Source organism: Anabaena azotica SJ-1, from assembly GCF_047275885.1.
GTDB classification, from domain to species: domain Bacteria; phylum Cyanobacteriota; class Cyanobacteriia; order Cyanobacteriales; family Nostocaceae; genus Trichormus_B; species Trichormus_B azotica_A.
Genome location: NZ_CP178454.1, coordinates 5,643,366 through 5,655,390 on the forward strand (window position 1 = coordinate 5,643,366; position 12,025 = coordinate 5,655,390).

Sequence of the window (12,025 nt, forward strand, 5' to 3'; positions counted from 1 at the left end):
TCCATGCCCGTTGTAACTAACCCAATCAAGTTTGGTACGGATGGCTGGCGGGGTGTAATAGGTGAAGAATTTACCTTTGAACGCCTAGCCTTAGTAGCCCCAGTTGCAGCCCAAGTATTATATAATACTTATTATTCTCACGTCAGCAGCCGCACCATCATTGTCGGTTACGATCGCCGTTTTATGGCGGAAGAATTTGCCCGTGTCGTCGCTGATGCTGTCAAAGCAGTTGGTTTTGATGTCCTATTTAGCGAAAGCTATGCCCCAACACCAGCATTTAGTTGGGCGGCTAAAGACCTCAATGCTTTGGGGGCGCTGGTCATTACCGCTAGTCATAATCCGGGAACATATTTAGGCTTAAAAGTCAAAAGTGCTTTTGGCGGTTCAGTACCACCAGAAGTTACTAAAGAAATAGAAGGTTTGTTAACAGTAGAAGTCCCAACCGCAGCTATTCCTGGTAAAGAAGAGAAATTTGATCCCTGGCCTAGTTATTGTCAAGCCTTAGAAGGTAAAGTTGATATTGACAAAATTCGCCAAGCTGTATCATCAGGTAAATTAACATTATTTGTTGATGTCATGCACGGTGCAGCGGCTAGTGGTTTGGGTAGACTATTAGGCGAAAAAGTTCAAGAAATTAACAGCAACCGTGATCCCTTGTTTGAAGGTGGTGCGCCCGAACCCTTACCAAAATACCTTTCCCGACTATTTGCAGAAATCAAAACTCATGGGGAAAGTAATAACTCAGGTTTAACTGTGGGTTTAGTATTTGATGGAGATTGCGATCGCATTGCAGCAGTAGACAAAAACGCTAATTTCCTCAGTTCCCAAATCTTAATCCCCATCTTAATTGACCACCTCACCCGCAGACGCAACTTTACAGGCGAAATCGTCAAAACAGTTAGCGGTTCTGATTTAATTCCCCTTGTCGCTAAATTACTGAACTTATCTGTATTTGAAACCGCAGTCGGTTATAAATACATTGCCGATAGAATGTTAGTCACAGAAGTATTACTAGGTGGTGAAGAATCCGGTGGGATTGGTTATGGTAGTCATATTCCCGAACGAGATGCTTTACTTTCAGCATTGTATGTATTAGAAGCCGTTGTAGAATCAGGCTTAGATTTAGGTGATTATTATCAACAATTGCAACAACAAACGAATTTTACCTCAGTCTATGATCGCATAGATTTACCTTTAGCGAGTATGGAAGTGAGAGGAAAGTTATTACAACAATTGGCAACCCAACCTTTAACAGAAATTGCAGGAAAAAAGGTAATTGATTGCAATACAATTGACGGCTATAAATTCCGTCTTGCTGATCAAAGTTGGTTAATGATTCGTTTTAGTGGCACTGAACCAGTTTTACGCCTTTATTGCGAAGCACCCACAATAGAACAAGTCCATCAAACTCTAGCTTGGGCAAAAAATTGGGCAGAATCAGATAATTCATAATAGTGCCTCCGGCTTCTGTTAGAGATTTTTCTTCTGCGCCATTTTTGGCTTCCCCCACTTGATCCCCTTCCTACTCTAGTGCAAGTTGCAATTCTTGACCGTTAAATGCTTCATAATCAACAATGAGAACTAAAAATTGGTTTCTCTCAAGAATAGCTTGCATTAGAGTAATTACCAAATTACAGTGAACTACTTTGAACAGCAATTTTTAGTAGTTTTGCTATTTCTGTTACTAACACTTCTACTCCCCCAGGTTTTTCAATATAAGTTTGAAACCCAGAGTCAAGAGCCTTCTTCTTTTCTTTATCTTCAGCATTGCCGGTAAAAGCAATCGCTGGGATTTCTCTTTTCTGTAGTAGTGTAAGTGTTCTGACTTTCTGTATTAACCAATAACCATCTTCTTCTAACATAGTAATGTCGCTAATTAAAAGATCCACTGGGGATTGTTTAATAATCTCAAAAGCAGATTTAGCTGACCATGCCTTTAGCACATGAATTCCGTAGATTTCTAGAATCTCAGTAATTAAACAAACTATATCTTTATCGCTATCCACTACGATAATTGTAAATCCTTTCAAGATATCTAAATCTATAGTATCTTCTTCAGAATTTGCATTATTAAACCTGTTTATTACTTGGCTAACATTCATAGTTATGTATATGTATGTAGGGTTTGCTGAAAAAGTTTTTTCGTGGAGACAGGGAACAGGGAACAGTTTTAGCTATCCGTCATCCCCAAGCTTTCTGATTTCTCAGAACCAAAATGCACACTTTTGATGCCACACCCTTCAAAAACCTTGCATTTATTTTCCTTTTTATTAGGTTCAAACCTTTTATTTATCCAGGTTTCTGTTTTATTCAGCAAGACCTATGTATTTATTTAAACAAATATGTTTTCAATAAAGCCCCTTTTAATTTCATCAACTTAGTACCTTTCTGTTGTGGCTGGCAATCTGATAAATTGTTTTTGCCAGTCAAAAATAATTTAGTAATCATTAAAATTAATTGGTCTAGGTCAACTGGCTTAAGTAAATATCTTTCAAGCTCTATCTCTGGAACCTCACTAATGACACCTGTGCTGGAGGTTGAAGTGACAATAACTGGAATATAATTCCTATTAACTGCTTCCATAGCACTTAATTTTTTGAACAATTTATAAACACTTTCACCTAAGAACCTAATTTCACAAATAATAATGTTGGGAACAAACCAACGCAGGACTTCTAAAGCTCCCTCGATAGAGCTAGATGTCATTACATTTGCACCAAATTGGGTTAAAAAAATAGTATATAACACTCCGCTATCGACATCGTTATCTACAACAAGTATTTGCAAATCTTTGAGTATCCCATCTGTGAAAGTAGAGGCAATGCTTGAATTCATAATAAATCCTACAATAAGCATTTTAAGTGTAAAGCGAGCTTGAAAAAACTGTAATTACAAGAGTGCTAAATAATCATTTATTCAAATCAAACGCCGCAGAGAATTATCTGAATGCTTCAAATAAAACTTTCTATTACTGAGAGTATGATTTGGTGTTGTTTGATTTGGTGAATGAATTGACTCATTACAACACAAAACTTATTAAAGATTTTTTTGCTAATCAAGTTATTGCCATTCTCTGTCTTCCAATTCCTTTTGAGGCAACAATAATGTAGCTTCAATTTCCTGTCTGATAGCAGGCGTTACTTCACAATTGCTATGCAGACAATCAAGCAATAATTGATTGGCATCGTAGTAGCGTTGTAGAACTTGCTGTTGTTCTAGACTAAACTGCCACTGGTGGTTAATATTGCGGTAATTCATCACCGTCATCCTTAACTGTTCAGCCCAAGCTGAATAGTTAGTTTTGCACCATAGCTCAAATCTTTCTTGATTTTGACTATAATTTGGTAATTGGTCAGAGAGTTGTTGCAGGGATTTATAGAGTCCAAGATCCACAACAATTCCCAGAATATTCGAGAGCGCATCTGCACAGACGTGGAAGTGGGCAAAGTCTTGGCTCTCAGCAATTGCAGACTCCAGTAGCAGGTTATCTAATGCCGCATCAAGAAACATCCCCTGGTCAAGGCTGCTGGCTAAAGCAAAGTGAGGAGCTAGGCGAGGAGTCCGACTCAAAGCCAGGTAAAATGCCCGAACGGCTGCATCTTTTGGTTGGGTAGGAATAGTAGCAGATTTTTGGCTAGCCCAGGTCAAAAACTCTTGTAAATAAGGGTCTTGGGCTACCAAAGCATCAATCTGTTGCTTCATTAACTGGACTAGGGAGTCTGCACTCCGAAGCATGGTAGTTGTCAACAAAAAGATTTCCCGCCAATGCGGGTCAGTGATGTGACTAACCAGACCTCCCAAAGCTTGTTCTAATGCTTGTAGGTTATGGCTGGCAACGATTTTTCTTGCTGTGAAGTATTCTTGAAATGCTAGATAAGAGAAGGAAAAAATTCCCCGCGCCCGTTCTGCTAGTAGCCCATGTTGAGCTTCGATTGCCTTTAGCGCCGCTTCGCTTTCTATTTGCAGTTCTTCTGCTTCCATTGGCATGTTGGTTAGGTTCTGAATATAGTCACCAATGTATTGCTCAATGATGCGTTGCTCAAAAAAATACTGACCTTGCTCAAATGTGGCTGCTGCAATTTGACTTAATAATTTGAGCTTTTGTGGTAGTAAAAACCCCCGGTAAACCTCATCTCTTTCTACACCTCTAGCTTCATCCCATTTACCCAATAGCAGGTCTAGTCCTTGCTTATAAAAGTCAGTGCGCTTAGTCGGAAATTTGTCTTGACCGTGAAACACCCAACAGGCAAGATGCAAAAATAGGGGTGTGACTACGAGTTGACGAAATTGCCAATTTTCAGCTAAGTTCAGCTTCTCAATAAAGTCAACAGACTGGGCTTGACCATCTTCAGTGTTGGTTTTGGTAAAGCCTACAAACCATTTTTGAGCAAAGGCTAGGATTTGTTCTGAAGTAAATGGAGCAATTTCTACATCGGTAAAACCTCGCAGTCTCAGTCTTTGTGCTGCTGTTCGACAGGTCGCCACAAACCGATTTTTGTGATACTTCTCTGAAAATATACGAATTTCGCTTAAGACACTATTGCATTGTTCGTTCAGAACTTCATCCATACCATCAAGCAACAGTAATACTCTGCCTTCCCTCAGTAATGTTTCTATAATTGAGGGGTCTAAAATTCCAGATGTGAGAAACTCCTGGCGGATGTAGTTTAATAAGCTGAATTCGTTGGTAAATTTAGCTTCTTGAGCAAAATTTCTCAGTGTGATGAAGATTGGCACCTGATGGGCTGCAAATGCACCTTGGTTACACTGAATGGCAAGATTTTGTAAGAAGGTGGTTTTGCCAACTCCTGGTTTGCCTAAGACTCTGAGTTTGGAGTATTTTTCTACCGCTTGTATCCCAGGTATCTGTTTCTGGTCAATGTCTCCTAAGCCAAAGCGATTAAATTCTTTGGGATCAAGATTTTGCAGTTCAGTGATTTCTAAGTATTGTTGACTGGCAATTTCCTCCAAAATATTCACATCTATATATATGTCATTGAGCGCAACGGGACGACTGATGTCCAATAATTGCAAGATGCCACACTGGTCTTGAATTTTGTCAAATCGTTGCGATCGCACTTGTTGCACTAATCTATCAATATCCAGGGCAGGGGGCTGGATAAATTCTTCTCTGTCAATAAATTCTGCTGGGGGTTCAACAGTAATCTCTCGCCAATCTAATTCCAATACAGAACAAATTTCCATAAAAGTATGACGTTCAATGGGTTTTCCACTAAAAAATCGCCAAATGGGTTGTCTAGTTTTTAAATTGACTTCAAAAGCTAAATTTTCTTGAGTCCAACCCTTGTGGGCAAACGCTTTTTTAGCCTGTTGAATCCCGATGGATGATGCCTGGAGCGATCGCTTAACCATAGGAAAAAAACCTGACTTTCAAATTTTTCAATCCAAATTTTAATAAAAATTTACACTATTACATTTTTTTTGTGCTATCACCATCGTAGCCTATTAATCTTATACAAAATATAATAATATTTTCTCAATTGTTAAAAGTTTTGTGACAAAATCAAACACTATACACTCATATTATACATATCAATCTTTATCAAACTTGAACTCAAACATTGATCTACAATTAACTGGAAAAAACAATTACAAGCCTAATTATTAATACTTACTTGCTCGGAAATTATAGTTGTACTAATAGATATAAAGTACATATATTTATAGCATTAATTCAATAATATTTTATACAACGATTGGCGAATTTTCTACTAACAACTTTGTGATTATTGATTCCAATTTTTATAAAATAAGTAAGTTTATTGTCAAGGCAAAAATATATAAGATTATTCAAAATAATCAATTAGGTTATGGTTTAAGGATTAGTGGAAGATTGAATAATTCAATTATAAAGTTGTGATTATTTACTAGTTATTAGTATGACATTTTATTGTTATAGATCATGTTTGAAAAACTGGTAATTATTGTATTATTTGTATAATATCTGTTTAAAATGTTTCAGTATTTACAATTATTCACAAAAGAATTATTCGCATAAATAATTTTTCAACCATTTCCAAAAATGCTGATATTTGCTCTCAAATTTTATCGAATCTTTCTTCTAGATACCCAACGATATCGGCAACTTTAACGCCATCTAATAGACATAGGAGTGAAAATTAAACGTGCGTTTCCTAAATCTGAACATTTACAAGTACAGATTTACCTCATAGGTCGGTATAATACAAGATAAGTAAGTGGTTGCTGTTAATTTTGGGTCACTATTTGTTTGTCAATGCGTAAGTTCTGTTATTTAATATATGACTAAGATACTGGTTGTCGCTACAGGAAATCCCGGTAAATTGCGGGAAATGCAAGCTTATTTAGCTGATTCTGGTTGGGAATTAACCCTTAAACCCGAAGATTTAGACGTTGACGAAACAGGGGAAACTTTTGAAGCAAATGCTTGTTTAAAAGCATCCGAAGTTGCCAAAGCTACAGGTAATTGGGCGATCGCAGATGATTCTGGTTTGGCTGTAGATGCGCTAAATGGTGCGCCTGGTGTATATTCTGCCCGTTATGGTAATAGTGACGCAGATCGTATTTCTCGGTTATTAAGGGAATTAGGTGATACAGAAAATCGTCAAGCACAGTTTATTTGTGCGGTAGCAGTTGCAAATCCTGAAGGGGAAATTGTTTTGCAATCTGAGGGTATTTGTAAGGGTGAAATTCTCTATGCAACCCGTGGTGATGGTGGTTTTGGTTATGATCCGATTTTTTATGTCCCAGACAAGCAGTTGACTTTTGCCGAAATGTCACCGGAGTTGAAAAAGTCTATTAGTCATCGGGGTAATGCTTTGAAAAGTTTAGTTCCCCAGTTGGTGAAGGTGTTGGGGTAAGGGTTTTTTTGGGGTTACTCGTTTTCCTTTGAGGATAATTTTAACGAACCGCGAAGGCGCGAAGAACGCGAAGGAAGAGGGGAAGGAGAAATGGTTGCTTTAATTTCTTTACCAATTTTTTGTTCAGCTAGTTTGAGTTCATAATTTTTTTGCAAATTCATCCAAAATTCAGCACTCGTACCAAACCATTGTCCTAGACGTAATGCAGTATCAGCAGTGATTGACCTTTTACCATTAATTATTTCTGTAATCCGATTCTTTGGAACATGAAGCAAACGAGCTAATTCACTTGCACTTATTCCTATTTCATGCAGTTCATCAGCCAGAATTTCTCCAGGATGAATAGGTGGACGCGCCATATAATTCTCCTTCAGAGATAATCTATTTCTTTGCGCGAAGCCTGATTAATTTATCATTTTTCACACAATCAAACCACAAAAGGTGTTGCTGATTTTAAGGATGAAGAAAAATTGATCATCCCCAAATTCAACAACGCCCACTATCTAAATATTCAATACTTACACAGCTTCTGTATTCTTTTCTCCGGTACGAATCCGTATAACTTGCTCAACAGGGGAGATAAAAATCTTACCATCACCAATTTCACCAGTCCGGGCAGCAGCGATAATTTTATCAACCACCATATCTACCTGGGCATCTTCAACCACAATTTCTACTTTGAGTTTTTGCAGAAATTCCACTGTGTATTCCGAACCACGATAGCGTTCAGTTTGACCTTTTTGACGACCAAAACCACGGACTTCAGAAATGGTCATTCCCACAATTCCCGCATTAACTAAGGCAATTTTCACCTCATCCAGCTTAAATGGGCGGATAATAGCTTCTACTTTTCTCATTTTTTTCAATTCCTAACTTCTAAGAACGTTGTTTATATATCTAACCAGATTAGTTGTCTAAAGCTGTAACTATAGCTTTACTTATTTAAGATGAGGGTTGTGTATTTTAAATCACCTCTTCTCCTGTTGCTGAAGCAGCGATCGCCAATCTGCGATCGCCTTTTCTGTCCACAGCCAATTTTGAGCTAACTTATCTACTGTAAAACTTACCGGATCATTCTGAATCACCAGTTGACGCAGCTTAATCGCCTCATTCATATATTGCGCTTGTTTTGCAGTAGGTTGATTATTTACAGATTTATATAAACCCAAAGCTAACCCTGCATAGGCAGTCAAAGCTTCTGGTGGCATAATACTATTAGCATTTGGTGTCACTGGCAAGTTTGTACTCTGGTTTTTCAGTGCTAAATTCACAGCTTTGAACCACGCATCATTAGCCCGATTTAGATTTCCTTCAGCATAATAGGCAAATCCCACGGCGTTATTATACAAAACAGAATTGGGTTGATCCCGCACCGCAATTTCCCAATAACGACGGGCATCATCAATACTGTATTTTGTCTCTCTCGTCTGGGCAAGCTGCCAAGCCAATCTTCCCCGCATAAAGTTAACAGCAGCATCTTCCGTTTGTTTGGCGGGAATCAAAGCTAAAGCCGTATCTGCTGAAGCTAAAGCCCCACGATTCAGCAGTTCTTCCACAGCTTCTAACCCTGGCTGTAAATAACCTTGACTCAATTGTTCTGTTGCCGTAGCAGTAACAATACCTGTTGATGATGTTTTTAAGTCAACAGCTACTGGTTTGTTTTGAGGCGCATTCTGGACAGGAATAGGTGGAATTTTTGTAACCCTCGACTGGCGATGATTAGACCACCAAATTAAACCAATGATGGCAGCTAACAAACTTACACCCACAATCCCAACCATCGGCCATCGCCGACGAAGGCGACGTGGTTGGCGAATTGGTGGTAATGGCATCTGTGGAGAAATGACCTGATTACCTTCAGTATCCGGCAAATTTGGAGTTCTTGAAGTTGATTTATCTCCCCATAAATCTATGTCCTCTTGCTTCTCTGAAGCCTGTATTTCCTGGCGATGATTCTCTTCCACAGATGATTCTAATTCCGCTTTCATGGAAGTTTCTTCTGTGGGGACTTGTGGATTATTACCTAACTGCCGAAATAAATCCGCAACTATCGCCGAATCCTCATCGTAATCAGGGTGATCATAATCTACTTCATCTAAAAGATCCCCCCAAGTATCATCCCCCAGCCAATCTAATTCCGCAGACTCCCTGGACAAACCTGAAGGCATCATATCCTCGAAATTTAAAGGCATTTCTAAATCATCTGCTGAAGCATACATTGAATTAGCAGATGTTCCGGGTGACTGATATTCATTTAGCAACTCCCCATTGCCAGAGAAACTAATTTGTGGAGATAGAAAACCTTCAAATTCTCGATGCAGATACAGCATCGGCAACGCCCAGTACATCTGGTGAGAACCATAGGCAGAAATTAAGCCCTGACGCACCCGACTGACACACAAATCCAACGGATAGCCCTGACTTAAGTTGCGGTAAAATAATTGTGTTAGTGTCAGCGCCACTTCATCAGGAATGCGTTCTGACATTGCCAAAACGCTTTTAAGACCCCTTTTTACCAAGCTTTCAGTTAAATTGCGTTCTCCTGTATCTCCAGAAGTTTCAGATTTTGCCCTATATGCGCCCAAACAGGAGTTAAACACCGCCATTTGAATATTATTATTAATCAGCAACCCTGCTAAATCATCACCGCTAAGGGTTTCTGTTAAACCAGTTCTTCTACTAACTAAATAAATTTCTCCCCCGTTGGCACCCACATTACTATGACCAGAGTAATGAAGAACGTGATATCGTCCTTGTTCTAAAGCTTGGGTTAACTCTTCCCTTCCTGGTTGATCAAGAACTGTCAGATCAATTTCTGGGAGATAATGACCATTTTCTCCACGGGGATTTTGGCGATGTAGTTCTGTTTGCAGGTTAATAGCTTCTTGTTTGAGCAAATCAAGACGCACTTGATCAGTAGGGGAAGAGATGATCATCAACACTTTTACCCCGCTTTCTTCCTGTTGTGTCGGAAGATTGCGTGTGGGTAGTCTTGATGTGGAAGGAATTCCACTTTGGTAGCGGGAAAAAGCGATATAAGGACCCGTTGCTAAAGGGCGATCGCCTGCGTGCATCACTTCCCACGGCAACCGCGCTAACCGAGTATCTTTGAGTCCTAAACGTAAGCGCAATACCTGTTGCTGATTCTGGGCAATACCTTGGGCAGTAATCCAACTGTCTCTCAGAGTGCCTTGAAACAGTGCATTATATAATTGCTGACCCAGTGCCACCAAGTTTACAGAGTTTCTGGCGATGCCTGCGGCGGACTGCGTCAACGCATCCCCCTGTAGCACCAACTGTAAAGGGTCATTCATCAAATGTCCTGCTGCTGCTAACCACTCAGCCACAGGCCAAGTTACCAGTTCTTCTGCCAACGGTACCCCAGGTGCGACTTGTTCCGTCCGCACCAAGTAGTCATTCTGCCCTACTGGGGTTACGGAAATGTGAAATTCCTGGGTCACAACTTCTCCTATTTGCCTCCTAAATTCGGTTTCCACCGTAAAAGTTTCTAGTGGTTTTTCCTCTTGTTGATACTTTAGATGGATATTTGTGAGGAATGTTTCTGATTTGGCGTTGTTTTGCCTTTTTCAGCTTATACAACTTTATCCGGATTGGATTACTTCCAACTAGAACACTTTATTGGTAGATGCACCTTGATCTTCAACTCCTCTGGTAGGTTAACACCCACCGGAGGTTTTCTTTTTAATTTTGGCAAAAAAAGCAATCTTTGACCTAAGAATTTCTTAAGAAAACTCTACAAAAATAAATCCCCATCATTAAAATTAGGGGTTTCAAATCAGGATTTTGTATTTCTGGCATTGCGCCTCTGGAACTACATATTTTGTTTTCTCGTAAGTATTCAGGAGTCAGGAGTCAGAATGTTTGAGAAATTGGTTAATTATCAAATAGGTATTTTTGGCGTTTACCCCAAAAAGCTGACTCCTGACTGCTGTGCTTCTTTCAGAGGAACTAGGCTAACGAGTAGCGTGTGCGGTATGACTCCTACGTCGTCACGCAAGTTATAGGCATTAGCTGAATGCTTATCGGTCTATTGGTTTGGGAAAAGGTTCAAGGGTAAAGATTTTTTTTCTTCCCCCTTTCTCCCTCACCAACCAGTATTACCGCCAATAGCTATTGCTACCTTGTAGACTCCTCAAGTGCTGAATGTTGATGCAATTTTCTCTCAGACTATAGATTATACAACCCTAATAACCAACTCCCCTAACCAGCTACTAGCCATAGGAATTTTTTCTGTAAGTGACATCCACCTACATTTGGTGAAATTAATCCGGAGCATAGTAGTTAAAGCCAGAACGTTTATATGGTAGATGCACCCTGATAACTAATCTCCCCTAGCTGGCTAACACCACTGGGGGTTTTTTTTGACTTAAAAATATCAATGATGGAAGTGCAACCAACTTTTTCCGGAGATAAGATGAAATTTACGAACATTAAACTAGTAGATGCACCCTGATAACTAATCTCCCCTAGCTGGCTAACACCACTGGGGGTTTTTTTTGGTTTACCAACAACAATAATGGAAGTTTCAGGAAAGTTTTCCGGAAATAACATTAAATTGCTGAATACTAAATTAGTAGATGCACCCTGATAACTAATCTCCCCTAGTTGGCTAACACCGCTGGGGGTTTTTTTTAGGTTCACCAACAAACACAATCATGCACCTGAATTGATCCGGAGATCAGATGAAATTTATGAACATTAAATTAGTAGATGCACCCTGATAACTAATCTCCCCTGGTTGGCTAACACCACTAGGGTTTTTTTGTAATTAGCATTATTTTAACTTGGTCAGTATTCCACCGTCAGCGATTAGCGACCAGGAGAATTTAATCTTTACATTCCAAATTAATACTAGCAAAGTGAACCTGATTCAAAAATTTATCCGGAGGATGGTGCAGTGCCTGAGAACATTAAATTGGTAGATGCACCCTGATAACTAATCTCCCCTGGATAGCTAACACCTACTAGGGGTTTTTTGTAAGTAAAAGCACAATTTATGTACTATCCAGTTAAGGTTTTACCGTAGCAATATTCTATCTTAGTTGCTGCTGGCTGGAAAGTACCTGTTTAACTTTGTTATTTGCCAAAAGTAAAATGCTGTCCCTCAATCCCTTTCACTTCATTTTGGGATGAAGGTATGACTT

At 39.3% G+C, this 12,025-nt stretch carries 9 protein-coding genes; 2 read left to right on the forward strand and 7 right to left on the reverse strand.

Translation table 11 applies throughout. The features are described 5' to 3' along the window. Window positions 1-3 precede the first annotated feature (3 nt). Entirely contained in the window at window positions 4-1,452 is a 1,449-nt protein-coding gene (locus tag ACLLO5_RS24565; RefSeq protein WP_413173095.1) for a phosphoglucomutase/phosphomannomutase family protein, read from the forward strand. Between the two features lie 179 nt (window positions 1,453-1,631). On the opposite strand, the gene ACLLO5_RS24570 is transcribed toward ACLLO5_RS24565, so the two are convergent. The 3 genes from ACLLO5_RS24570 to ACLLO5_RS24580 form a co-directional block, all read right to left on the reverse strand. Next, window positions 1,632-2,102, reverse strand: coding sequence for a response regulator (locus ACLLO5_RS24570; protein WP_413173096.1), 471 nt, complete (start codon window positions 2,100-2,102; stop codon window positions 1,632-1,634). Between the two features lie 226 nt (window positions 2,103-2,328). Further along, window positions 2,329-2,835 carry a response regulator gene (locus ACLLO5_RS24575; protein ID WP_413173097.1) on the reverse strand — a complete coding sequence of 169 codons (507 nt, stop codon included), beginning with the start codon at window positions 2,833-2,835 and terminating at the stop codon, window positions 2,329-2,331. A 225-nt stretch (window positions 2,836-3,060) separates the two neighbouring features. Next, window positions 3,061-5,373, reverse strand: coding sequence for an NACHT domain-containing protein (locus tag ACLLO5_RS24580; protein WP_413173098.1), 2,313 nt, complete (start codon window positions 5,371-5,373; stop codon window positions 3,061-3,063). 908 nt (window positions 5,374-6,281) lie between these two features. On the opposite strand from ACLLO5_RS24580, the gene rdgB reads away from it, so the two are divergent. Beyond that, window positions 6,282-6,860 carry an RdgB/HAM1 family non-canonical purine NTP pyrophosphatase gene (gene rdgB / locus ACLLO5_RS24585; RefSeq protein ID WP_413173099.1) on the forward strand — a complete coding sequence of 193 codons (579 nt, stop codon included), beginning with the start codon at window positions 6,282-6,284 and terminating at the stop codon, window positions 6,858-6,860. A gap of 14 nt (window positions 6,861-6,874) precedes the next feature. On the opposite strand, the gene ACLLO5_RS24590 is transcribed toward rdgB, so the two are convergent. From ACLLO5_RS24590 to ACLLO5_RS24605, 4 genes are all read right to left on the reverse strand, one after another. Next, complete coding sequence (locus ACLLO5_RS24590; RefSeq protein ID WP_413173100.1) at window positions 6,875-7,219, reverse strand: HigA family addiction module antitoxin; 345 nt, start codon at window positions 7,217-7,219, stop codon at window positions 6,875-6,877. Between the two features lie 159 nt (window positions 7,220-7,378). Further along, window positions 7,379-7,717, reverse strand: coding sequence for a P-II family nitrogen regulator (locus tag ACLLO5_RS24595; RefSeq protein WP_413173101.1), 339 nt, complete (start codon window positions 7,715-7,717; stop codon window positions 7,379-7,381). Window positions 7,718-7,828: 111 nt separating this feature from the next. Further along, the gene (gene hetF, locus ACLLO5_RS24600) at window positions 7,829-10,321 is read right to left on the reverse strand and encodes a cell division protein HetF (protein ID WP_413173102.1); all 2,493 of its coding nucleotides are present in this window, start codon (window positions 10,319-10,321) and stop codon (window positions 7,829-7,831) included. A gap of 856 nt (window positions 10,322-11,177) precedes the next feature. Further along, on the reverse strand, window positions 11,178-11,522 hold the full coding sequence (locus ACLLO5_RS24605; RefSeq protein WP_413173103.1) for a hypothetical protein: 345 nt from the start codon (window positions 11,520-11,522) through the stop codon (window positions 11,178-11,180). Window positions 11,523-12,025 lie beyond the last annotated feature (503 nt).

Excerpts from the sequence above, each read along its gene's own strand:
- ACLLO5_RS24565 (WP_413173095.1), top strand. The coding sequence starts at position 4 with ATGCCCGTTGTAACTAACCCAATCAAGTTTGGTACGGATGGCTGGCGG.
- ACLLO5_RS24570 (WP_413173096.1), bottom strand. The coding sequence starts at position 2,102 with ATGAATGTTAGCCAAGTAATAAACAGGTTTAATAATGCAAATTCTGAA.
- ACLLO5_RS24575 (WP_413173097.1), bottom strand. The coding sequence starts at position 2,835 with ATGAATTCAAGCATTGCCTCTACTTTCACAGATGGGATACTCAAAGAT.
- ACLLO5_RS24580 (WP_413173098.1), bottom strand. The coding sequence starts at position 5,373 with ATGGTTAAGCGATCGCTCCAGGCATCATCCATCGGGATTCAACAGGCT.
- rdgB (WP_413173099.1), top strand. The coding sequence starts at position 6,282 with ATGACTAAGATACTGGTTGTCGCTACAGGAAATCCCGGTAAATTGCGG.
- ACLLO5_RS24590 (WP_413173100.1), bottom strand. The coding sequence starts at position 7,219 with ATGGCGCGTCCACCTATTCATCCTGGAGAAATTCTGGCTGATGAACTG.
- ACLLO5_RS24595 (WP_413173101.1), bottom strand. The coding sequence starts at position 7,717 with ATGAGAAAAGTAGAAGCTATTATCCGCCCATTTAAGCTGGATGAGGTG.